The organism is Lysobacter sp. (genome assembly GCF_035655815.1).
Taxonomy (GTDB): Bacteria; Pseudomonadota; Gammaproteobacteria; order Xanthomonadales; family Xanthomonadaceae; genus Lysobacter_J.
The window spans coordinates 13,920-36,467 of record NZ_DASRTS010000067.1 but is presented as its reverse complement, the minus strand read 5'-3'; the positions used below and the strand labels follow the sequence as shown (position 1 = coordinate 36,467).

Annotated in this window: 23 protein-coding genes and 2 pseudogenes; 10 read left to right on the top strand and 15 right to left on the bottom strand. The window is 67.5% G+C overall.

Going from position 1 to position 22,548, the window contains the following annotated elements; translation table 11 throughout:
• Nucleotides 1-83: 83 nt before the first annotated feature.
• From VFE83_RS17595 to VFE83_RS17540, 12 genes and pseudogenes are all read right to left on the bottom strand, one after another.
• Entirely contained in the window at nt 84-392 is a 309-nt protein-coding gene (locus tag VFE83_RS17595; protein ID WP_324908571.1) for a VirB3 family type IV secretion system protein, read from the bottom strand.
• Nucleotides 385-768, bottom strand: a complete 384-nt coding sequence (locus VFE83_RS17590) for a TrbC/VirB2 family protein (protein WP_324908569.1) — start codon at nt 766-768, stop codon at nt 385-387. The genes VFE83_RS17595 and VFE83_RS17590 overlap by 8 nt, the downstream gene beginning before the upstream one ends.
• Nucleotides 769-849: 81 nt before the next feature.
• Nucleotides 850-1,662, bottom strand: coding sequence for a lytic transglycosylase domain-containing protein (locus tag VFE83_RS17585; protein ID WP_324908567.1), 813 nt, complete (start codon nt 1,660-1,662; stop codon nt 850-852).
• Nucleotides 1,663-1,685: 23 nt separating this feature from the next.
• The gene (gene virB11, locus VFE83_RS17580; protein WP_324908565.1) at nt 1,686-2,723 is read right to left on the bottom strand and encodes a P-type DNA transfer ATPase VirB11; all 1,038 of its coding nucleotides are present in this window, start codon (nt 2,721-2,723) and stop codon (nt 1,686-1,688) included.
• 13 nt (nt 2,724-2,736) lie between these two features.
• Nucleotides 2,737-3,876, bottom strand: coding sequence for a TrbI/VirB10 family protein (locus VFE83_RS17575; RefSeq protein WP_324908563.1), 1,140 nt, complete (start codon nt 3,874-3,876; stop codon nt 2,737-2,739).
• 14 nt (nt 3,877-3,890) lie between these two features.
• Nucleotides 3,891-4,652, bottom strand: coding sequence for a TrbG/VirB9 family P-type conjugative transfer protein (locus VFE83_RS17570; protein ID WP_324908561.1), 762 nt, complete (start codon nt 4,650-4,652; stop codon nt 3,891-3,893).
• Entirely contained in the window at nt 4,649-5,650 is a 1,002-nt protein-coding gene (locus VFE83_RS17565) for a type IV secretion system protein (RefSeq protein ID WP_324908559.1), read from the bottom strand. Before VFE83_RS17565 ends, VFE83_RS17570 begins: the two co-directional genes overlap by 4 nt.
• Nucleotides 5,650-6,078: a TcpQ domain-containing protein gene (locus VFE83_RS17560; protein WP_324908557.1), complete on the bottom strand. Its 429-nt coding sequence runs from the start codon at nt 6,076-6,078 to the stop codon at nt 5,650-5,652. Before VFE83_RS17560 ends, VFE83_RS17565 begins: the two co-directional genes overlap by 1 nt.
• A gap of 671 nt (nt 6,079-6,749) precedes the next feature.
• Nucleotides 6,750-7,772, bottom strand: a complete 1,023-nt coding sequence (locus tag VFE83_RS17555; protein ID WP_324908555.1) for a 3-oxoacyl-ACP synthase III — start codon at nt 7,770-7,772, stop codon at nt 6,750-6,752.
• Nucleotides 7,773-7,903: 131 nt separating this feature from the next.
• Nucleotides 7,904-8,358 (bottom strand): annotated as a pseudogene (locus VFE83_RS17550) (lipocalin-like domain-containing protein).
• Nucleotides 8,359-8,537: 179 nt separating this feature from the next.
• Nucleotides 8,538-8,852, bottom strand: a pseudogene (locus tag VFE83_RS17545) (DUF4156 domain-containing protein); the annotation flags it as partial.
• Nucleotides 8,853-8,989: 137 nt separating this feature from the next.
• Nucleotides 8,990-11,845 carry a pitrilysin family protein gene (locus VFE83_RS17540; protein ID WP_324908553.1) on the bottom strand — a complete coding sequence of 952 codons (2,856 nt, stop codon included), beginning with the start codon at nt 11,843-11,845 and terminating at the stop codon, nt 8,990-8,992.
• 208 nt (nt 11,846-12,053) lie between these two features.
• Between VFE83_RS17540 and VFE83_RS17535 the strand changes: the two genes are divergently transcribed.
• From VFE83_RS17535 to VFE83_RS17505, 7 genes are all read left to right on the top strand, one after another.
• Nucleotides 12,054-12,764 (top strand): SDR family oxidoreductase, encoded by a 711-nt coding sequence (locus VFE83_RS17535; RefSeq protein ID WP_324908551.1) that lies wholly within the window; start codon nt 12,054-12,056, stop codon nt 12,762-12,764.
• 22 nt (nt 12,765-12,786) lie between these two features.
• Nucleotides 12,787-13,269, top strand: a complete 483-nt coding sequence (locus tag VFE83_RS17530) for a tRNA (cytidine(34)-2'-O)-methyltransferase (RefSeq protein ID WP_324908549.1) — start codon at nt 12,787-12,789, stop codon at nt 13,267-13,269.
• Nucleotides 13,270-13,350: 81 nt separating this feature from the next.
• Nucleotides 13,351-14,361 (top strand): 2-alkyl-3-oxoalkanoate reductase, encoded by a 1,011-nt coding sequence (gene oleD, locus VFE83_RS17525; protein ID WP_324908547.1) that lies wholly within the window; start codon nt 13,351-13,353, stop codon nt 14,359-14,361.
• A gap of 61 nt (nt 14,362-14,422) precedes the next feature.
• Nucleotides 14,423-14,581: a DUF1328 domain-containing protein gene (locus VFE83_RS17520; RefSeq protein ID WP_324908545.1), complete on the top strand. Its 159-nt coding sequence runs from the start codon at nt 14,423-14,425 to the stop codon at nt 14,579-14,581.
• 86 nt (nt 14,582-14,667) lie between these two features.
• Nucleotides 14,668-15,312: a ubiquinone biosynthesis accessory factor UbiJ gene (locus tag VFE83_RS17515; RefSeq protein ID WP_324908543.1), complete on the top strand. Its 645-nt coding sequence runs from the start codon at nt 14,668-14,670 to the stop codon at nt 15,310-15,312.
• Nucleotides 15,309-16,985, top strand: a complete 1,677-nt coding sequence (gene ubiB, locus VFE83_RS17510) for a ubiquinone biosynthesis regulatory protein kinase UbiB (RefSeq protein WP_324908541.1) — start codon at nt 15,309-15,311, stop codon at nt 16,983-16,985. Before VFE83_RS17515 ends, ubiB begins: the two co-directional genes overlap by 4 nt.
• Complete coding sequence (locus VFE83_RS17505; protein ID WP_324908539.1) at nt 16,904-17,866, top strand: pseudouridine synthase; 963 nt, start codon at nt 16,904-16,906, stop codon at nt 17,864-17,866. Before ubiB ends, VFE83_RS17505 begins: the two co-directional genes overlap by 82 nt.
• On the opposite strand, the gene VFE83_RS17500 is transcribed toward VFE83_RS17505, so the two are convergent.
• Nucleotides 17,840-18,358 carry a DUF2059 domain-containing protein gene (locus tag VFE83_RS17500; RefSeq protein WP_324908537.1) on the bottom strand — a complete coding sequence of 173 codons (519 nt, stop codon included), beginning with the start codon at nt 18,356-18,358 and terminating at the stop codon, nt 17,840-17,842. The two genes, VFE83_RS17505 and VFE83_RS17500, sit on opposite strands and share 27 nt — an antisense overlap.
• A gap of 88 nt (nt 18,359-18,446) precedes the next feature.
• Between VFE83_RS17500 and arfB the strand changes: the two genes are divergently transcribed.
• Together arfB and VFE83_RS17490 are read left to right on the top strand one after the other, a co-directional pair.
• The gene (arfB, locus tag VFE83_RS17495; RefSeq protein ID WP_324908535.1) at nt 18,447-18,866 is read left to right on the top strand and encodes an alternative ribosome rescue aminoacyl-tRNA hydrolase ArfB; all 420 of its coding nucleotides are present in this window, start codon (nt 18,447-18,449) and stop codon (nt 18,864-18,866) included.
• 40 nt (nt 18,867-18,906) lie between these two features.
• Nucleotides 18,907-19,512 carry a lysophospholipid acyltransferase family protein gene (locus VFE83_RS17490; protein ID WP_324908533.1) on the top strand — a complete coding sequence of 202 codons (606 nt, stop codon included), beginning with the start codon at nt 18,907-18,909 and terminating at the stop codon, nt 19,510-19,512.
• 35 nt (nt 19,513-19,547) lie between these two features.
• Here VFE83_RS17490 and VFE83_RS17485 read toward each other — a convergent pair whose 3' ends face one another.
• Complete coding sequence (locus VFE83_RS17485) at nt 19,548-20,396, bottom strand: oxidoreductase (protein ID WP_324908531.1); 849 nt, start codon at nt 20,394-20,396, stop codon at nt 19,548-19,550.
• Nucleotides 20,397-20,489: 93 nt separating this feature from the next.
• Here VFE83_RS17485 and VFE83_RS17480 point away from each other — a divergent pair, with 93 nt between their 5' ends.
• Complete coding sequence (locus tag VFE83_RS17480) at nt 20,490-21,416, top strand: LysR family transcriptional regulator (RefSeq protein ID WP_324908529.1); 927 nt, start codon at nt 20,490-20,492, stop codon at nt 21,414-21,416.
• 53 nt (nt 21,417-21,469) lie between these two features.
• Here the strand turns inward: VFE83_RS17480 and VFE83_RS17475 are convergent, their stop codons facing one another.
• A complete protein-coding gene (locus VFE83_RS17475; RefSeq protein WP_324908527.1) occupies nt 21,470-22,438 on the bottom strand; it encodes a LysR family transcriptional regulator in 969 nt (322 codons plus the stop codon).
• Between the last annotated feature and the right edge of the window lie 110 nt (nt 22,439-22,548).

The following is a 22,548-nucleotide window of genomic DNA, read 5'->3' as shown; positions in this document are numbered from 1 at the left end:
GTCGCGGTACATCACAAAGCGGTTCGGGATTCCGGCGGTGTGCTCCGCCGGATCCCGCAATCCCTTCCGGGCGATGTCGAGTCCTACTTCCTGTCCGACGGCCGTTCGCGATACAGGTTGGGGGTGAACACCCACATCCCGTCGTGCTCGCGTACGTTGCGCACCCGCAGCTTGAACCGCAGGCGCAGGCCCAGCAGCCGGAAGATCATCTCGTCGCGTCGCGCCATCATGCGCATGACGAAGATGACCACCGGCAGCAACGTCAGGAAGAACAGGTTCGTGTACATCGCCAGCAGCAGGCACGCGCCCGCACCGATGAAGAACGGGACGTAGGGCACGCCCAGGAACATCGGTGGGCGCGTGCAGCCGCGGAAGAGCACATCCTTACGCATAGAACGGCGCGAGGCTGTTGATCAGCAGCATCGTGGTTTCCGTCGTGTCCTTGCCGATCACCATCGAGGCGATCTGGCCGGCGGCGCCGATCAGCAGGCCACCGACCAGGATCGGCGCAACGTCGCTGATGCGCTTGTGGTTGAAGGCGATCTGGTAGCCGGCAAAGATGATCGCGATGGTCACCACGGCGATGGACGCCAGACCGAGCAGGCCGGTGATGTTGTCCAGGAAGCCCTCGACCTTGGCGTCGGTGCCTTCATAGCCGTTACCGGCCAGGGCAATCATCGGCGCGAGCGCGAACGTGGCGAACAAGGCTGCCTTGCCGGCGGTACGCAGCATCTGGACGGACTTCGTGTTCTTGGCGATGTTCTTCATGATCGGTTCCTTTGCTTGCTGTGATTGACGAGTGGTGCGGAGCTGCCGGGAGGGGCGGTGCCGCGGCGGTTGCGGTGAAAGCTAGAAAACGAATGCCTCGTCGCCGCCGGCAGGGCGGACGACCGGAGCCGGCGCAGGTGACGCGGTGGGTTGCAGGCGCACCGGTCCGGGAGGCCATGTAGGCGCCTGCATCACGGGTTGCTGCGCCAGGCTTGGCGCCGTAGCTGCAGGCGCGGGCACGGGCGACGGTTGTGGTTCGGGTGCGGCGGTTGCCGCGCGGCCGACCGACTGCACCAGCGCCGGATCGTTCGGTGCACTGGGCGGACCCGCAGGGACGATCGGCGATGTTCTCGAGATGCCCTGCTCGACGCGCGCATCGTTGCGGAGCGGGAAGCGTTCGACCGGTACCGCGCGACGCGACGCCTTTTCGACAACTTCGATACCTTGCGCATCGGCACCGGCCGAACGCCGCTGCGCCTGCCGGATCGAAGCGAACACCTTCTGCACGTAGCCGTGGCGATAACCGGTGACCGGATTGCCGGAGTAGTAGCAGCTGAACGACTTGCCCCAGTCCTTGTGGCGCTGGTAGCACTCGGCGAGGATGCGGGCGCCGGCCTGCAGGTTCGGACACACCTCGAAAGCCTGCGTGTAGGACGCAAGGCCGTACTTGGCCAGGTTGTAGCGATTGACCTGCGCAATGCCGACCGAGAAGTTGAAGCCGCGGCTTTCCAGCATCCGCACCGTGGCCAGCGCCTCGTCGAGATTCCTGGGTTGGCGCACGAGATGCCCACCCACCACGCCGATCGCGTAGGGATTGTGCGAGGACTCCACGCGCACGACGTGCTGCATGACTTCACGCGGCACCGCCATCTCGGGACAACTCATCAGTTCCATGCCCGGCAACATCATCGTCCCCGTCAGCTGTCGAATCGGCGCTGTGGATCGAAATCGATGCCCGTGATGTAACGGCCACCGGCATGCGCCTTGATGTGCACGACGATGTCGATAGTCATCATCAGCAGGCGCTTGATCGTGCTGAATTCCAGTCCCGATCCCTCGGTCGACGCCTTCACCATCAGCGCCAGCTGGTCCCAGGTCTGCGCGGTGCTGCCGGCATGGCAGCTGGTGATCGAACCTGGATGGCCCGACGCGCAGTTGCGGATGAAGTAGAAGGACTCGTCGCCGCGCAGCTCGGCCAGGATGATCCGGTCCGGCTTCATGCGCAGGCAGGCCTCCATGCAGGTCTTGGCGGTGACGTTGCTGGCGCTCTGCCCACCCTTGGAGTACAGCAGGTGCACCACGTTGGTCTGCGGGATGAACAGCTCGCGCGCGTCCTCGATGGTGACCAGGCGTTCCTCGTCGGGAATGTGGTTGACCAGCGACTTCATGAAGGTGGTCTTGCCGCTGCCCGTGGCGCCGGCCACGACCACGTTCTTCTTGTAGTGCACGGCCTTGCGGAAGAACTCTCCGTACAGGCGTTTGGCCTTCAGTTCCATCAACTCGCGGTCGTGCTCCGAGAGCAGGTGATCCTGTTCGACGATCTGGTCGAAGAAGCCGTCCTGCTCGTACTGCTCCAGCGACCGGCTCTGCTTGGCAGGCAGGCGGATGGTGATCGACACCTTGCCCGCATCGCACGCGGGTGGAATGACGAACTGCGCGCGCTGCCCGGTGGGGAACGTCAGCGACACCACGGGATCCACGTCGGTGATGCGCTGGCCGGTGTTGCTCTCGTTGACCACGGCGGTGCAGAACTGGCGGGCCCGGTCGAACGTCAGCGTCGGCACCTCGATCCGCTCCCAGCCGCGACGCGTTTCCAGGAACAGTTCGCCCGGACGGTTGATGCAGATCTCGGTCACGTCAGGCGACGCCAGGTAATCGGCGATGCCGAGCACCTGGTACTGGTAGTCCAGGAAATCGTTGCTGATCCTGGCGATGGGGCCGTCGTCGACGTTCATGCCTGTTTCCGCGTCAGTTGCGCATCACGCCGCTGAAGTCCACGTCCTGCGAGACATAGACATTGACGATGGTTCCCTGGTTGATCGTCACCGTCGGCTGCCGGTTGGCGCTGGCATCCACGGCCTGTCCGGCCAGGCGTTCCAGCGTGCGGGCGGTGTTGCTCTCGTAGGGGTCCTGGAACACCGCGCCACTGCCCGGGTACGTGGTGACGGTGACCGGACCTTCCTTCTCGCCGTAATACTTGAACGCGTCGCTGAGCAGGCTGATGAACAACGCCGAAGAGATACGGCTGCCCCAGTGCGCGTTGTAGTGACCCGGGTGGCCGGCGCTGCCGAGGTTGTCGACGCCGGGACTGGCCATGGTCACGTCGATGCCGGTCGGCGTGGTGATGCGGTCCCAGATCACGGCGACGCGTTCGCCACGGATCGCACCCGAACCGTACTGGCCGTACACCTTCGAACCCTTCGGCAACAGCAGGCTGCGGCCATTGACCGAATACACCGGCTCGGTCACCACGCACGACGTGAAACCGTTGACGTCGGTGATGATGCGGGTCTCCAGTGCGCAGCGGATGAAGGTGCCTCGCAGCATCAACGTGTCGGGCTGGTTGAGGAAGACCGCGCTGGTCGCCTTGGTCGGCTCCAGCTGCGCCGCCTGCTGTTGCTGCGCACGCATCGCGTCCAGTTCGACCAGCGAAGGCCGTGCGCCGGGCTGCTCGGACATCGTGCGGCGATCCACCAGGCTCGGGCCGCGTTCGACCACGGCGCCGTAGGCATCGGTAGATACCGGAGGCTCCGGCATCGGCGGCAACGGTGGCGTGGAGGACTGGGCCAGTTCGATCGGCGGCGTCTCCTGCGGCGGTGCCGGCAGCGGCGGCGCAACCGGTGCGGTCGGCACCTCCACGCGTTCCTGGCGTGGCGCCGCCTCCGGCTCGGACTGCTTGTTCTTGCCGCCGAGCAGCAACATGCCGGCTGCGGCCAGCAGCACCACGACGCCGCCGAGGAACGCCAACGCCTTCTTGTTCACGCGCTGGCTTTCGGCCGACTGCAGCACCGGCGCGCCGGCGTCGAGCGAATCGATCGACGGTTCGGCCGCGTGCTGCGTGTAGTAGGGATTGTTGGCCACGGACGCACCGGGCTCTTGCGGGGGCATGTTCGCGTTCGTGTTCACTGGACCTTGTTCCTGCGCAGGCCGACGACGTTCTTGCCGTGACGGATCACGAGATACGGGTAGACGCCGTGCACGACGATCGTGTTCTTCTCGACCGTGGTGTTGACCACGAAGTCCTCGCTGCGCTCGCGCTCACGCCCGAACACCACCGGGAAGTTGCCGGTCGGGATGTCGCGCGTCTCGTTCATCCGGATGTAGGTGAAACGGCCGTCGTCGTACACGGCGACCGGCACCAGCCACTTCTGCTTGCTCCTTGCCTTGAAGTCGTACGCGAAGTTGTACGCGCGATCCTTCTCAAGCGCGGTGCTCATCTGCACTTCGCGCTTGTTCGCCGGCTCGGCCGCGAACTCCGTATCGCTGGGATAGCGGAACGTGATCTTGTACTGCGCACCGGCCTGCTTGGCCTGTTCCAGCGCCGTCCAGTCGGTGGCTACGACCTTCAGTTCGAAGATGTAGGAATGGCGTTCGGTGCGCACCACCATGTTGGTGTCGACATCGACGTTCTTGGGCTTGAGATAGAACACGTTGTCGCGACGGGTCAGCTCCCAGCCGCTGCTGAAGCCGGTGCTGTAGTCGAGGATCTTCTCGTGCGGGCTCAGCTCGATCTGCGTGGTGATGCCCAGCGCGGTGCGCACGGGATAGATGCGATCGGTGGCGTACTCGTATTCCGACACGACCTGCGCGCCGGCATTGCCGACTGGGAACAGCAGGGCCAGGCCCAGCGCGCCGACGAGGGTCGGCAGGCGGAAACGCTTCATCGGGCACCTCCTGGCGCCGCCTCGTTGACGATGGTGGGAGCCGCAGGCTGCGACGCCGTGGGCAGCGCGGGCTGCACGCCCTGCGGCAGCGGCACGCCGGGTTGCACCGGCTGTCCGGGTACGCCTGCCGTCGCGCCTTGCGCCTGTGCGGCCTGGAGTTGCGCGGCCTGCGCCTGCGCCAGCGCCGACGCCACCGGGTCCATCGGCACCGCCGACGGCGTGCCTGCAGGTGCGTTCGTCACCGCCGGCACGGTGGTTTCGTCATCGACCGATGGCGTGGCCGAGTAGTCGTTGTCGACGCGGTACGCGCTGACGCGGAAGCCCAGCGGATTGAGCAGGCGGTCCTCCTCGCTCATCGCCAGGTTCGGCTTGTACGAAAACTCCAGCGTCGCGATCTTGCTGTCGAGAAAACGGCTGGTGCCGGCGGCCTTTTCGAACAGCGAGCGCTGGAAGCGCACCGTCGCGCCGCTCGGCCCCTTCTTCGGGTCGCCGCCGAACAACTGCAGGCTCAGGATCTTGACGCGGATCGCGTACTTCTTGCCGTACACCTGCAACGGACCGGCCGGGTTGCGCGGGGAATACAACTCGCGATAGCTCGACGTTACCTGCGGCTCGGCCATGGTGAACACCGTGCCCCAGTCGCGCGCGCCGATCTGCGTCCAGTCGTAGGACTCGCGCGCACGGATGAAGTTGGCGATGTTGGCGCGGTTGACTGCTTCGCTGGCGGTGATGGAATTGTTGTTGAAGTCGCCGCGCAGCCGCGCAACGGTGGCGTTGCCCGTGTAGGCGTCCGCCATGATCAGGTACGGGACCTTTTCCTTCAGCGGCAGCACGTAGAAGTAGCCGCCCGCCAGGACCAGCGACATCAGCATCGCGCCGGAGGCGACCAGCCAGGCGCGTCGTTCGCTGCGCCGCGCGAGGTCGGCGACGGTGATTTCGTAGTTGACCGCGCGCTCGACCGCCCCGTCGATCTTCGGCGACGCCGTTTTCCGGCCCATCATGGCGCCACCGCCGCGGCGGGTGCGATCGTGCCTGCGGCCTCGCGCACCACGATGCGGTTGTCTTCCACTGCGATGGACAGGCGTTGCGCTGCGTAGATCGTGCTCAGGCGCGAGACCGCGCTGTTGAGATCGTCGCTGCGCACGTCCGCGACGGGTGCGTGCAGCGTGTAGTCCACCGGTGCCTGGTAGTCCAGCGCCATCTTCGAATCGGCCGCCCAGCGCTCGAGCATGGTCTTGAGCGTGGCGTCCAGCGGCGAGGCGTAGAACAGGTACGAGCGCTGCAGCGCGATTTCCTGCGGGGCCTCGGAAAAGCGGTTGACCGGACGCCAGCGACCGCCGTATTCGGGTGCAGGCGGCGTCGCACAGCCGGACACCAGGGCCGACAGCGACACGATCAGGACAGTTGCGGTGGTCTTCGGATTCACAGGCTCACCAGCGTTACGTTTCGAACGGGTGCGGACACGCGCCATCGACCGGCGAGCGGCAACGGTCCACGGTGGATGAGGAATGCCCGGCGGCGGGGCCAGAAACGGAGAGCGGGCGAACGAAGTCGCGCTATGGGACCGGCGTCAATTGCTTCTGCGTGTCGCTGCCGTGCAGCTCCCACGCCCCCTGCCAGATCAGCACTTTCCGGATGGCGCCAATACGATGATTGGGCGTTGTTACAAGGATGTGTTGATGGCTTTTGCCTCCCTGCTGACTCTCTTGCCCAGGGGCGACGCATTGCGCCGACCCGTCCCTAGCAATCCCCGCGGCACATTGCCGGCGGGCGTTTGGCACTTGACTGTGTGTCGCAGTGCCTTATTTCACGCTAGCTTCGCATTCAGCCCCGGGTCAACCTCATAACGCCGCTAATGCGAACTACGTCACTTTGTGACAGTGTCGCGGAGCGTGAAGAAGTGACACATAACGTCTACTACGGCTTAGGCAAGGATGCGCAAGTTGCTGGTGTTTCGCTATCGGATAAATCCGAACCTCGCACACCGAAAGATGTGAAAGTTGTACGGCATTCTTCCCACGGGACCGGAATGCAAACGGCCCGGAGACCGGGCCGTTGCAAGGTACGAACTCGATGGTCGCCGTTACCCGCGCAAGGTCACCAGACCACTTCGGCCATCGAGCAGTTGAGGCCCGAGCCGATGCCGAGCAGCGCGATGCGGGTGCCTTTCTTCAGGCGGCCGCCTTCGCGCAGCTTGCTCAGCACGATCGGCACCGAGGCCGGGCCGATGTTGCCGTGCTCGCCAAAGATGGTCAGCACCTTCTTCGGATCGATGCGGAACGCCTTGAGGAAGGCCTTGGTGTGGGCCTTGCTGACCTGGTGGATGACGAACTCGTCGAGCTCCTCGACCACCCAGCCCAGCGCCGCGCGCGCGGCGGCGAAGGTCTTCTGGCCCAGCTTCAGGCCTTCGATCATCAGCATGCGGCCGTCCGCGATCATGCGGTCGTGCACCAGGTCGCCGCGGCAGAGCTGGTTCCACTCGGTGGCCGAACGGGTGACGCTGCCGCGGTAGCGCGGTGCGCCCGGGGCCAGTTCGCTGCGCGCCAGCACCATCGCCGCGGCGCCGCTGCCCAGCGTCAGGGTGGCCATCTCGTCGCGGAACTGCTCTTCGGTGACGTCGTCGCGGCTCAGCCGGTCGAGCGTCTTCTCGTACGCCAGGTCGGCGGTCTCGCCGTTGACGACCAGCGCATAGTCGATCTCGCCGCGCTCGATCATGCGGCTGGCGATGTCCATGCCGTTGAGGAACGCCAGGCAGGCGTTGGCCACGTCGAAGTTCTGGCAGGTGTCGGGCAGGCGCAGGTTGCCGGACACGATGGAGGCCGTGGACGGCTCCAGGTAGTCGCGGCTTACCGAGGTGTTGACCAGCAGGCCGACGCGGTCCGCGTCGATGCCGGCATCGGCAAGCGCCTTGACGCCCGCCAGCGTGGCGGCGTCGGAGGCCTTGACCTCGCCGTCCCACAGGCGGCGTTCGCGCACGCCGGCCACTTCCTCCAGCACGTTGTACTTGATGCCGAGGCGGTCGAGGGTGGGCCGGAGGCGGGCGTGGATCTCGTCCGAGGTCAGCCGGCGCGGAGCGTCGATGTGGGCGAGGCCGGCGATGGCGACGTGCTGGAACAACATGGCGTGGGCTGACCGAAGACGTTAAGAGCGCGCGATCTTAGCGCTTTTATTGCAGTCGCCGCCATACGGAATCGTATGGATCCAGTCAAGCCCGCATCTGTCGCGTTCAGTCCCGCCGTTCAGCGCCTCGGTCAGCGCTGGCGCTGGAGGATCCGGCGCCAGGTGCGGCCGTCGCCGATCTCCAACCGGTCCCCGTCGATCCGGATCGGGCGGACCTGGTCGGTGCCGGTGTATTCGGGCAGCGAGCCGCCCTCGACGTGGTGGATCACGGTGCCCCGGGCTTCGTCCACCGTGTAGGTGCCGAAGTAGCCGGCGTAACCCTCGCGAACGGCCATCAGCTCCTCGCGCGTGGGCTGCTCGTCCGACTTGAAGCGCGGAACCGGCGGGGTCCGCATCACGTGCACCGACAGGTGCCGGTCGCGTCATAGACGATGTAGCCGGTGGGATTCGGGCCGTAGGGATGGACCCATTCGCTTGCGGGGTCCTTGCGGTCCTCGACCGCGACCACCTTCCATGTGCCGATCAGCCGGCTTGCCAGAGTGGGAGCGCGTGCGGCCGGGGTTTCCGCAAACGCAGGGGCCGGCATCGCCAGGAACGACAGCACGATCAGCGTCAGGCGCGGAAACACGGTCCTCCGGATCACGGCGACTCCTGGCTGGAATGGGTTCGTGAGAAGGGACTGGCTCAGCGACCCAGCGGATATGTCTGCGCCGAGCCGCCCGAAGCCGGACGTACCGGCGCCGTCGAAGCGCCGCGCCCGGCGCCGCAACGCCATGCCGAGAAGCGCTGCGAGCCGTTGAGCGGCTGGCCCATCGGCTGCACCGTGTCGGCCTGCAGGCCGATCGCCTCGTTGCGCGCCAGCGTTTCCAGCTCCTCACGTACCCGCAGGTGGTTGCGCTCGTAGAAGGCGACGTTGTCCTTGACCGTGACCTCCACCTCGCCACGCTTCTCGCAACCGGCCGGCGCACTGCTGCCGTCGATCACGCGCACCGAGGACGCGCCGGGCGCCATGTGCACCCAGGTGCAGCCGCCGGCCGCCAGCATGGAAACCAGGAACACCCCCTGTATGGACTTGCGCATCACCACTCCGTCGGGTTCGTGCGGCGGGACGCCGCGCATGAAAGAGACGGGCGGGATTTTCACCCCGCCCGTCGCCGTTGTGAACGCCAACCCGTGAACCTCGGATGAGGCAGGCGTCATGCTTTGCCAATGTCGCGTTACGGCTTGGCTGCAACTGCCTTGCCGTCGGCGTCGAGCACCTGCACCTCGCCCAGCTTCAGCGCGCGCACCGGCTGCTCGATCTGCTTGAGGTCGCCGACCACTACCCAGGTCAGCGCATTCGGATCGAGTGTCGCGGCGGCGGCCTTGACCTGTGCCGGCGTCAGCGCCTCGATCTCGGCCTTGCGCTTGAACACGTAATCGTCCGGACGGTCGTAGCGGACGATCCCGCTGATGGCGCCCATCACCGCTGACGCGGTTTCGAACGAACCCGGCAGGCCGCGGATTTCGGTGGCCTGGATCCGCGCGACTTCCTCGGCAGTCGGCGGCGCCTTGCCGCCGGCGTAGGCGCTGATCTCGCGGTGTAGTTCCTTCAGCGAGTCGGCCGTGCGGTCGATCTGCACCGGCGCGAAGGCCATCCACGGGCGCTGGCCCAGCGCATTGGCGGCGAAGCTGTAGGCGCCGTAGGCCCAGTGCTTGTCCTCGCGCAGGTTCATGTTGAGGCGCGAGGAGAACTCGCCGCCCAGCACCGAGTTGGCGATGTCGAAGCGGACCGATTCCGGATTCTTGGTCGACGGCACCACCTCGCCGGCGAAGATGTTGGCCTGCACCGCGCCTGGCTGGTCGATCAGGTACACGCGCGGCTGCTTCGGCCGCGCCACTTCGCCGATTTGCGGCCGCGGCGGCGCTGTGCCCGCACCACGCCAGTCACCCAGATGCTTCTCCAGCAACGGGACGATTTCCTTCAGCGTGGTGTCGCCGACGACGATCAGCGTGGCGCCTTCCGGGCGCACCCAGTCGCGATGGAAGGCGACCAGGTCGTCGCGTTGCAGCGATTGGATCGAGCCTTCCGTGCCGCTGCCGCTGAAGGGCATCGCATACGCGTGACCCTCGCCGTACAGCAGCGGCGGCAGCACGCGCATCGCGGCGCCGTTGGGGCGCGCCTTCTCCTGGCGGATGCCGGCGATCCACGTCGCCTTGACCCGGTCGATTTCCTTCTGGTCGAAGCGCGGGTCGCGCAGCATGGTCGAGAACAGGCCGATGGACGCGTCCAGGTTTTCCTTCAGCGACGACAGATAGGCCTTGCCGCCATCGAGTGTCGCGCCGGCGCCGAGGTTGGCGCCCAGCGATTCGGCGCGGTCGCCGAAGGCCAGCGCATCCAGGTCGCCCGCGCCCTCGTCCAGCATGCCCATCGCGAAGCTCGACGTGCCCAGCTTTCGGCCCTGGTCGGCGCTGAAGCCGCCCGCGAACTCGTAGCTCATCTGCACGACCGGGATCTCGTGGCGCTCGGCCAGGATCACCATGGTGCCGTTGGACAGCGTCGCGCGCTGCAGCGACGGGAACTTCAGGTCGGGGAACGCGCTGGTCTGCGGCACGCCCTTGCTGCGGTCGACCGTGCTCGGCGTAGTGGTGTACTTCGCGTCGACCGGCGGCAGCTTCAGCGGCGCCGGCGTCACCGACGGGTCTTCCGGGATCGCCGTGCGTGGGCCGGGTACCACCACCAGCGTATGGCTGCCCTTGCCGAGCCACCGGTTGCCGACGGCCTTGAGCTCGGCGGGCGTGGCGGTCTCGATGATCTTCAGGCTGTCGCGGAAGCAGCCGGGCGTGCCGGTATACACGGTGCACTCGGCCAGCACGTCGGCCTTGCCGCCAAAGCCGCCGATGCGTTCGATGCCGCGCACGAAGCCCGCCTTGAACACCGTGCGCGCCTGCTCGAGCTCCGCCTTGCTCGGGCCTTCCTTCAGCAGCTTCTGCAACTCCTCGTCGATGATCGCCTCGACTTTGGCCGGGTCCACGCCCTGCTTCACGTCGGCGGTGATCAGGAAGTTCGAACTGAGCTGCGAGGCGTACGCGGACGCGGCGACGCTGTCGACCAGCTTCTCCTCGTGCAGCAGGCGCTTGTCCAGGCGCGAGGACTTGCTGCCGCCCAGTACCTGCGCCAGCAACTGCAGCTTGTCGATGTCGGGCGTGCCGGCCTGCGCCACGTTCCACGCGCGGTGGACGCGCGCCTGCGGCACCTGATCGGTCATCGTGGTGCGGCTGGACCTGGCCAGCGGTGCGACGTCGACCTTGGGCTGCGCCATCGTCGGGGTGGCGGGAATGTCGCCGAAGTAGCGCGTCACCTTTTCCTTCGCGGTGGCCACGTCGATGTCGCCGGCCAGCACCAGCACCGCGTTGTTCGGGCCGTACCAGGTGCGGAACCAGCCCTTCACGTCTTCGAGCGATGCGGCGTTGAGGTCGGCCATCGAGCCGATCGTGCTGTGGTGGTAGGGATGCGTCTTCGGATACAGCGACTTGCCCAGCTCGTCCCAGACCTGGCCATAGGGCTGGTTCTCGCCCTCGCGCTTTTCGTTCTGGACCACACCGCGCTGCTCGTCCAGCGTCTTCTGGTCGATCGCACCGAGCAGGTGGCCCATGCGGTCGGACTCCATCCACAGCGCCATGTCCAGCGCCGTGGTCGGCACGTTCTGGAAGTAGTTGGTGCGGTCGGAGTTGGTGGTGCCGTTCATGTCGGTCGCGCCGACCATTTCGAACGGACCGAAATACTCGCCCTTGTGGTTCTCCGAGCCGTTGAACATCAGGTGCTCGAACAGGTGCGCGAAGCCCGTGCGTCCCGCCGGCTCGTCCTTGCTGCCCACGTGGTACCACAGGTTCACCGCGACGATCGGCGCCTTGCGGTCGGTGTGCACCACCACGCGCAGGCCGTTGGGCAGGGTGAACTCCTCGTAGGGGATGTCGACGCTTGCCTTGGGCGCGGCCAGCGCCGTCGCCGGAGCGAAGGACACTCCGCCACCCAGGGCAGTGGCCAGGGCCAGGACCAGCGCCGCGGCGCGTGGACGGTTCGATACCAGCATGGACAGACTCCTGTAAGTCGTGATCCGGAACGCCTGCCCGGATCGAACCTGCATCCTAGCCGCCGGTTGCGAAGCGGGGCACTAGGCCACAAGTCCCGCGCACACCGGGACTTTTGCCCATCGAGTGGTCTGGCGCAGCGGCAGGTGAACGCCAGCCTCATGGCCGTTCTCCTTACACTGTGCGCCCGCCTCGTCCGGAGCCCGACCGATGCCAGTCCCAAGCGCGCCCCGCCGCACGCTCGTCACCGGCGCCAACCGCGGCCTCGGCCTGGAATTCGTGCGCCAGCTGCTGGCACGCGGCGACCGCGTGGTGGCGACCGCCCGCCATCCCGCGCGCGCCAACGCGCTGAACCATCTGGTCGGAGAACATCCCGGGCGCCTGCACGTGCTGCCGCTGGACGTGGCCGACGCGAAGTCGCACGCCGAACTCGCGCGCGAACTGCATCTGGTCACCGACGGCCTCGACCTGCTGATCAACAACGCGGGCGTGCTGCATTCGGGCGAGCGCTTCGGCCACGTGCCGCCGGCGCAACTGGACGACACGCTGCGCACCAACGCCAGCGGCCCGTTCCTGCTGACGCAGACGCTGGCGCCGCACATCGCCGACGGCGGCAAGGTCGCGAATCTCTCGTCGGTGCTCGGCTCGATCGCCTCGGTGGACGGCTTCCACACGCCCAGTTACGCCATTTCCAAGGCCGCGCAGAACATGGCGACGGCGCTGCTGGCCACCGCGTTGCGCGAACGCTCCATCGCTGTCGTCGCACTGCATCCGGGCTGGGTGCAGACCGAAATGGGCGGCAGCGGCGCGCAGATCACGCCGGAAGCCTCCGTCGCCGGGCTGCTCAAGGTCATCGACGAGCTCGGCATCGACGACACGGGCACGTTCCGCGACTGGCGCGGCCACGCGATGCCGTGGTGATCCAACGGCTGCCCCTGACCGAATGTTCGACATCATCCTGTTCCAGCCGGAAATCCCACCCAATACCGGCAACGTCATCCGCCTGTGCGCCAACACAGGCGCGCGGCTGCACCTGGTCAGGCCGCTGGGCTTCACGCTGGAAGATCGCCAGCTCAAGCGCGCGGGCTTGGACTATCACGAATACGCGACGCTGCAGGTGCACGACGATCTGGACCGCGCATTGGCCGCGATCACGGCCGCCAACGGCGCACCGCCGCGGCTGTTCGCGCTGAGCACGCGCGGCACCGTGCGCTTCGATACGCCGCGTTACGCACCGGGCGACGTGTTCCTGTTCGGCCCGGAGACGCGCGGCTTGCCGGGCGACGTGCTGGGAAGCGTTCCCGCCGCCCAGCGCCTGCGCCTGCCGATGCGCCCGGACAACCGCAGCCTCAACCTGTCCAACGCGGTCGCGGTGGTGGTGTTCGAAGCGTGGCGGCAACACGGATTCGAGGGCGCGGCCGGCTGATCCGGGCATGCGGAGCAACGTGCCGTGGTCAGCACATAGTCCGACCGCTATCGTGTGCTCCTTTCGCGAAAGGAGCGGGCGATGAGGATCCTGGTGACCGGTGGTGGCGGCTTCCTGGGGCAGGCGTTGTGCTGCGGGCTGCGCGAACGCGGCCATGAGGTGGTCAGCTTCAATCGCGGTATTTATCCAGCGCTGGAGCCGCTCGGCGTGCGGCAGGTGCAGGGCGACCTGGCCTCCCGCGACGCGGTGATCGCCGCCGCGGCGGGGTGCGATGCGGTCTTCCACAACGCGGCCAAGGCGGGTGCGTGGGGCGGCTACCAGAGCTACCACCTCGCCAACGTCGTCGGCACGCAGAACGTCATCGATGCGTGCCGCATGCACGGCATCGGCCGGCTGGTCTATACGTCCACGCCCAGCGTGACCCATCGCAAGACGCATCCGGTGGAAGGCGGCACGGCCGACAACGTGCCCTATGGCGATCACCTCAAGGCGCCGTATGCGGCGACCAAGCAAGTCGCCGAGAAGCTGGTGCTGGCGGCCAGCGATGCGACGCTGGCGACCGTGGCGTTGCGCCCGCGGCTGATCTGGGGCGTGGGCGACAACCAGTTGCTGCCGCGCCTGGTCGAACGCGCGAGGGCGGGGCGCCTGCGTTTCGTCGGCGATGGCAACAATCGCATCGACACGACGTATGTCGACAACGCCGCGCAGGCGCATTTCGATGCATTTGAACATCTCGCACCCGGCTCGGCCTGCGCAGGTCGTGCGTACTTCATCAGCAATGGCGAGCCGCGCACGGTGCGCGAAATCCTCAACGGCCTGCTCGACGCGGCCGGCGCGCCGCAGGTCGACCGCACCATTCCCTTCGGCGTCGCCTACGCGGCAGGTGTGGTGTGCGAAGGGCTGTGGCATGCGTTGCCGCTGAAGGGCGAGCCGCCGATGACGCGCTTCCTCGCCGAGCAGCTCAGCACCACCCACTGGTACGACATGGGTCCAGCGCGGCGCGACTTCGGATACGTGCCGAAGGTGAGCATTCACGAGGGCCTCACTCGACTGAAGGCCGCCTGCATACAGGCCCCGGTCGTCACCGCCTGACGACCCCCGCGTACCTAGCATCGGTGGCACCTAGTCAGGCGCACCGCGCCCGGAGCCAACGATGCTGAACTACGCCGTCATCTTCTTCATCATCGCCATCATTGCCGCCGTGCTGGGCTTCAGCGGCATTGCCGGCGCCGCCAGCAACATCGCGTGGATCCTGTTCGTCGTCTTCATCGTCCTGGCGATCATCTCGATGCTGCGCGGCCGACGCGTCTGACCGGTCGACATTCCAGCGCCGGACGGCCGATGGTTCGGGGCCGTCCGGCGCGAGGGGCGTGAGCGCCCCCCGGCTACAATGACCGGATGACCGAACCGACCCCCTCGCCCCTGGCCTCGCTCAAGCCGCTGGCCGGGCGCGCCCTGGAATCCGCGCTCAACCGCGCGCTCGCACTGGACCCGGACACCCGCGACGGACTGCGTGCCCTCCACGGCCGCGCCGTCGCGCTGCGCTTGGCGTCGCCACCCATGGCGATGCAGATCCGCGTCGCGGGTGAGCGCCTGCAGGTCGGCCCGGTCGAAGAAGCCGAGCCTGATCTTTCGGTCCGCACCACGCTCGGCGGACTGCTTTCGCAGCTGCCGTTCCTGCGCAACGACAACGTACCGCCGGTAGGTCGCCTGCGGATCGAAGGCGATGCGGAACTCGCGCGCCGCCTCCAGAAGCTGGCCGAACGTTTCGATCCGGACTGGCAGCAGCCGTTCGTGCGGGTGTTTGGCGAGATCCTCGGCGTGCAGGTCGCCAATGCCTTCGCATCGGGCCTGAGGCATGCGCGCGACGCCGCAGGTGCATTCGCCAGTAACGCCGCCGAATACGTCACCGAGGAATCGCGCGACGTGGTGCCGCGCGAAGAACTCAATGCCTTCCACGACGACGTCGATACCTTGCGCGACGACGTCGAGCGCCTGGCTGCACGCGTGAACCGCCTGCGTACTTCAGGAGACCGCGCATGAAGCCGGTGTTCCGCGCGTGGCGCATCGGCCGCGTCCTGTTGCGCTACCGGCTGGACGACCTGCTCGACGACACGCCGGTCGAAAACTGGCTGAAGCTGGCGCGTCCGTTCGTGCCGCGCGCCTCGGCGGAGATCGCCTGCCTGCCGCCCGGGGCACGCCTGCGCATGGCGCTGCAGGAGCTGGGACCGATCTTCGTGAAGTTCGGGCAGATCCTCTCGACTCGACGCGACCTGGTGCCGCCGGACATCGCCGAGGAACTCGCGCTGCTGCAGGACCGCGTGAAGCCGTTCGATGGCGAGACCGCGCGGATGATCGTCGAGCGCGCGCTGGAACGTCCGGTCAGCGAAGCGTTCGAACAGTTCGACACGACGCCGCTGGCCTCGGCGTCCATCGCGCAGGTGCACGCGGCGACGCTGCCGGGCGGTCGCGAAGTGGTGGTGAAGGTGCTGCGGCCCGACATCGAAAAGCAGATCGCCGGCGACATCGCGCTGCTGAAGGCGGTGGCGGGCATCGTCAACCGCACCCACCCCAGTGCCGACAAGATCCGCCCGCACCTGATCGTCGAGGAAGTGGAGAACACGCTGGCGGCCGAACTCGACCTGCAGCGCGAGGGCGCCAATGCCAGCGTGCTGCGCCGCTTCTGGACCAATGCCAATGGCCAGCCCAGCGACGACCTGTACGTGCCCGAGGTGATCTGGTCGCATACGGCCGAGCGCGCGCTGACGCTGGAGCGCGTGCGCGGCATTCCGTCCGACGACATCGAAGCGCTCGACGCCGCCGGCATCGACCGCCACGCGCTGGCCGCGAAGGGCGTGCGCGTGTTCTACACGCAGGTGTTCCGCGACAACTTCTTCCACGCCGATGCACACGCCGGCAACATCTGGGTCGACAGCGACCCGGCGCGCCGTGCCAACCCGCGCTTCATCGCGCTGGACTTCGGCATCATGGGCCAGCTCTCCGACGAGGATCAGTACTACCTCGCCGAGAACTTCATGGCCATCTTCAACCGCGACTACCGCCGTATCGCCGAGCTGCACGTTCGCGCCGGATGGATGCCGTCGTATATCCGCATCGACGAACTCGAAGCGGCCGCGCGCTCCGTGTGCGAGCCGTACTTCACCCGGCCGCTCAGCGAGATCTCGCTGGCCGAGGTACTGCTCAAGCTGTTCCGCACCGCGCAGCGTTACGAACTCACGCTGCAGCCGCAGCTGATCCTGCTGCAGAAGACGCTGCTCAACATCGAGGGCGTCGGCCGCCTGCTCGATCCCAAGCTCGACATCTGGGCCGTGGCGCGGCCGGTGCTGCAACGCATCCTGGTCGAACGCTACAGCCCGCAGCGCCTGGCCAGCGAGTTCCGCAAGCGCCTGCCGGAACTGGTCACGCACGCACCGGAAATGCCGCGCCTGCTGCACGCGTGGCTGACCCAGCAGGTGGAAGGCAGGCACGAACTGCACCTGCACTCGCGCGACCTCGCCCAGCTCAACCGCACCATCCGCTCCGCGCAACGCCGCACGGTCGCCGCCGTGCTGGGCGTGGGCCTGCTGATCTGCGCCGCTGTGCTGTACGGCCTGGAAGCCGGCGGCCCTAGTCTGTGGTCGATCCCGGCCGCAGCATGGATCGCGGGACTGGGCGGCATCTGGGCGTTGCTCGCGGCCTGGCCGCGTGGGCGATGAAGCATCGAACCACAGAAGCACTGGGCGCCAATTCCGATGGCGGATCGCTCCCTCTCCTGCAAGCAGGGGAGGGAGCTGCAAGCGCTGCTTCGGTGAAAGGCGAGGCGCACGGCACCGAGTCGGCGACCGCCCCGCTTGAAATCCTCTACCTCGACGATCAGCTCGCCGTCGTAAACAAACCCGCCGGCCTGATGGTCCACGACAGCGCATTGGCGCGCGGGGAGACCGACTTCGCCGCCGACCGGCTGCGCGAGCAGTTCGGCAAGCCGATTTTTCTGGTGCACCGGCTGGACCGCGCGACCAGCGGTTGCCTGCTGCTCGCGTTCGATCGCGACAGTGCGTCCACGCTGGGCAAGGTGCTGATGTCGCGGGAGGTCGAGAAGGATTACTGGGCCGTGTGTCGCGGCTGGCCGGAGGCCTCTTTCGTGGTCGACCATCCGCTCGATGGTGGGCCGGGCAAGCCGGTGAAGAAGCCGGCGATCACACGCTTCACGCGACTGGCGACGACCGAAATCGACGCGCCTTCCGCCGGTTTCGAGACCTCGCGCTACGCACTGCTGTGCGCGCAGCCGGAGACCGGGCGCTTCCGCCAGATCCGCCGGCATCTCAAGCATGTTTCGCATCATCTCATCGGCGACACCAGCCACGGCGACGGCCGGCACAACCGCAATTTCCGCATGCGCGGCATTCACCGCATGCTGCTGCACGCGCGCCGGCTGGCGTTCGCGCATCCGGTCTCGGGAGCGCGCATCGAGGTGACTGCGCCGGTCGATGCGGAATTCGCCCGCGCGCTGGCGTTGTTCGATGCCGATGCCCTCGCAGCGCTGGACCCCCGGCCACGTCGCGTTGAGTTCCTACTTCGGCTCGATGTCGGTGAGTGACGCCTGCACTTCGGCGAAGGCATCCTGTTGCATCTGTTGCATGACCGGCACCAGCAGGGACTGCATGGCGGCCATGGTGTGCTGCACCAGCTGCGGCATCCTGTCGAGGACCCGCTGGCCCGCGGGGCTGCCATAGAAGTCGATCATGGCTTGCATGTCCCGGGTGTCGAACGTCTGGCGATAGATGTCGCGATAGGTCGGCACCAGCTTCTCCCAGGTGAGCATTTCGCGAATGGTCGCGGCGTTGCGAGCAGCGATTCGTTCGAACAGCGCGTGTTCGGCGGCGGTCAACGTCCGGCCTGCCGTCATCTGTTCCATCATCTCCAGCTGCGATGCTTCAAGCTGCGGCATCATCGACTCCATCGTCTCGCGTGCCCGCATCACCTCGAGCAGCCGGTCGACCTGCGCGTCGGCTGCTGCCTGCGTCGGTGTGGCGGCGTGGGCCAGTGGTGCTGACAGGGCCAGCAGAAGGACGAGCAGGGCGCGCTTCATCGGTGGTCTTCCTCCTTGGGTGTTGGTGCCATTCTCGCCGACGGGAACCGCTGATCCCGGCGCTGCACGTTGGTAAAGTTCGCATCCCATGCTCGAGATCGCGCCCAACCTGGCCATTCCCGACGACGAACTGGTCGAACGCTTCGTGCGTTCGAGCGGCCCCGGCGGGCAGAACGTCAACAAGGTCGCCACGGCTGTCGAACTGCGCTTCGACGTGGCCGCGTCGCCTTCGTTGCCCGAGCCGTTGCGCGCGCGGCTGCTGGCCAGGCGCGACCGGCGGCTGACCGACGAGGGCGTACTGGTGATCAGCGCGCAACGCTTCCGCACGCAGGAGCGCAACCGCGAGGACGCGCGCGAGCGGCTGGCGGCGTTCATTGCCGCGGCAATGCACGTGCCCAAGCCGCGAGTGGCCACGCGGCCCACGCGCGCGTCGAAGGAGCGTCGACTCAGTGGCAAGCGTGAACGCGGTACGATCAAGCGCGATCGTTCCCGGCGTGACTGGGACTGACCAGACCGGCCGCAGGCCGATGCAAGACCCAAGAGGGGACATGTCCGAAACCGCATCTCCGGTGCTGCCGCTGCCTCCGAGCGCGCCGCGAATCCACCGCAACGCGTTCGTCCGCTGGCTCGGCCGCACCGTGCTGCGCATGGGCGGCTGGCGCATGGAAGGCGCATTCCCGGACCTGCCGCGGGTGGTGCTGATCGGTGCGCCGCACTCGTCCAACTGGGACGGCGTATGGGGCTTCGCCGCCCTGATGGCGCTGGGGCTGGACCTGAAGGTGCTGGGCAAGGACACGCTGCTCAAGGTCCCGGTGATGGGTCCCGTGCTCAAGCGGCTGGGCGTGATTCCGGTGGACCGCAGCGCCGCCCAGGGCGTGGTGGAGCAGGCGGCCCGGATGATCCGCAGCGCCGACCACTTCTGGTACGGCCTGGCGCCGGAGGGCACCCGCAAGGTGGTGGAGAAGTGGAAGCCCGGCTTCTGGCGCATTGCCAAGGCCGCCGGTGTGCCGGTGGTGCCGGCGTACTTCCACTATGGCCGCAAGATCATCGGCATCGGTGCGCCCTTTGAACTGAGCGACGATTACGAGGCCGACGTCGCCCGCATCCGCAACTGGTACCGCAGCGTCTCCAACGGCAAGAACCACGACGCGTGATCCGATTCCGGCCGGTGGATGGCCGGCTCGCAGGATCAGGCCGGAAGCGACACGCGCGTGTCGCGTGCCAGCGGCTCCCATTCGCGCAGGTCCGACAACAGCTGCTCGGCATGCGTGCGCACCGCGTCGACGGCGTCGCCGCCCAGCTGCAGGCGCAGCGGCGTGCGGGCGTCGGCCAGCGCACGCGCGACCGCCGCGGCGGCCTTGGCCGGATCGCCTTCCTGGGTGCCGTGCATGCCGTGCGCGAAGGCCCGCGTGTTGCCGCTGGTGTCGCGATACGCCTCGAGCTCGGGCATGTGGCGCAGCGCACCGCCCGCGAAGTCGGTGCGGAACGCGCCCGGCTCGACGATGAGCACCTTGATGCCGAACGGCGCGACTTCCTGCGCCAGCGCCTCCGACAGCCCCTCCAGCGCGAACTTGCTGGCCGAGTACGCGCCGAAGCCGGCAAACGAAAGCTGCCCGCCCATGCTCGAGATGTTGACGATCGCGCCCGAGCGCTGTGCGCGCATGGCTGGCAGGACGGCGCGGATCATCGCGGCGGCACCGAAGAAGTTGGTGTCCATCACCGCGCGCAGCTCCTGGTCCGGCGTTTCCTCGACGGCGCCGACCAGACCGTAGCCGGCGTTGTTGATCAGCACGTCGATGCGGCCGAAGCGGGACAGGGCGGCCTGCGCCGCGGCTTCGACCTGGCCCGCCTGGTCTACGTCGAGCGCCAGGGCGAGCACGCGCCCGGGCGCCTGCGCCGACAGCGCGGCCAGCCGGGCCGGGTCGCGCGCGGTCACGACGACGTTGTGGCCCGCGGACAACGCCTGCAGTGCAAAGGCGCGGCCGAAACCGGACGAGGCGCCGGTGATGAACCAGGTCTGGGCGGTGGAAGCGGTCATGGCGGTCTCCTGAGGGGGCCGGCGGGCTGCCGGCGTGGAGACAGCATGCGATCGGGCTGATACGTTGATAAGACGGTTCAATTCGGAAGGGTCATGCAGCCTGGCTCATCAATCCTGCGGGACCTGCTGCCGCACCTGCCCGCAGTGCGTGCGGTCGCGCGACGCAATGGCTTCGCCGCAGCCGCGGCCGAACTGGGCATGAGCCCGTCGGCGGTCAGCCACGCGATTCGCGCCGTGGAAACGCGGCTGGGCACGCCACTGTTCGCCCGCACCACGCGTAGCGTGGCGCTGACCGAGGCCGGCGCGGCGCTGCTGGCCACGCTGGAACCGGCGCTGCGCAACATCGGCGACGCGCTCGAGCAGGCGCACTCGGCGCAGGGACGCGTTACCGGCGTGCTGCGCCTGAACGTGCCGCGGGTGTCATTGCCGATGGCGATCGCGCCGCTGCTGCCCGAACTCGCGCGCCGGCATCCGGAGCTGGTGGTCGAGATCGTCAGCGACGACGCGCTCACCGACATCGTCGCGGCCGGGTTCGACGCGGGCGTGCGGGTGGGCGAGATGATCGCGCAGGACATGGTGGCCGTACGGCTGACGCCGCCTTTCCGCGCGGTACTGGTGGCGTCGCCGGAGTATCTGGCCGCCCATGGCGAACCGGCGTCGGTGGCCGGCCTCGCCGCGCACAACTGCATCGGTTACCGCCTGCTGGCGTCTGGCGCGCTGTACGCCTGGGAGTTGCAGGACGACGGCCGGGACATCGCCGTCGACGTGGCCGGCAGCGTGCGCCTGACCGACCCGCTGTTCGCCCGCGACCTGGCCCTGGCCGGCGTCGGCATCGCCTATCTCTTCGAGCCATTGGTGGCGGCCGATCTGCAGGCGCGGCGTCTGCGACGGGTGCTGCCGGACGCGGCGATCCAGGAGCCGGGATTGTTCCTCTACTTCCCGCGCGGGGCGGCCGAAGCCCCGAAGCTGCGGGCCTTCATCGAGGTCGCACGCGAGCGGCTTGCCCGGGCGCCGGAGTGAAAGGCCGAGGCGTCGCACACGCCGGAATGATCAGGCTGATCGACGGATGAACGTCAGCGCTCGGACTGCCCGGTCGCGTAATAATCGCCACGCTCGAATAGAGCAGGCTTTATAAGTTCGGTAAATGCCCGCGCCTGCGGGGACAAATATTTCCCCTTGCGAACCACGACACCGTAGGTGCGCGACGGGAAATACTCCGCCAGCGACCGGGCTGACAGCCGCTCCCGGTCGGCCTCGGTCAGGCAGATGGCGGTGACGATGCTGATGCCCAGACCCATCGCCACGTACTGCTTGATCACCTCCCAGCCGCCCACCTCCAGCGCGACGGTGTAGGGCACGCGGTTCTGCTGGAACACCAGGTCGATCAGCCGGTAGGTGGTCAGGCGCTGCGGCGGCAGGATGAGGCCGTAGGGCGACAGGTCCTCCAGCGTGATGCTGTCCTTGTGCGCCAGCGGATGATCGCGCGGCGTGATCAGCATCGGCTCGAAGCGGTACACGGGCTCGTAGCTCAGGTCGGCCGGCACGTCGAGCATCGACCCCACCGCCAGGTCGACGGCATCGGAGCGCAGCAGGTCCAGCCCGCCCGCGCCGGTCACGTTGTGCAGGCTCAGTCGCACCTCCGGATGTGCCGCGCGGAAGGCCTCCACGATGGGCGGCAGCAAGTACAGGATGGTGGAGCTGCCCGCCGCGACGTTGAGCTCGCCCGCGTCAAGGCCGCGGATCCGTTCGCGGAACGCGGCGTCCAGGCCGTCCAGTCCCTCGACCAATGGCCGGGCCAGGTCGTAGAGCTCCAGGCCTTCCCGTGTCAGCGCGATGCGCCGCCCGCTGCGCTCCAGCAGGCGCACGCCCATTTCCCTCTCCAGCGCCTGCAACTGCAGGGTCACCGCCGGCTGGCTGAGATACAGCGCCTCGGCCGCGCGCGAGACCGAGCCGAGGCGTGCGGTCTGGCAGAAGGCCCGTAACGGCTTGAGGCGGTCGCCCTTGTAGGCGAAACGCGGGCTGCTGGGAGGAGAAGCGCCCATTGGTTTCAATCAATATTAGGTTAGCTAATGATATGCATTGATACTTCTTCATTGTCAAATAACAAACGCCAGCGCATGGTGACCTCCCACCGTTACCAGGGAGTTACAGC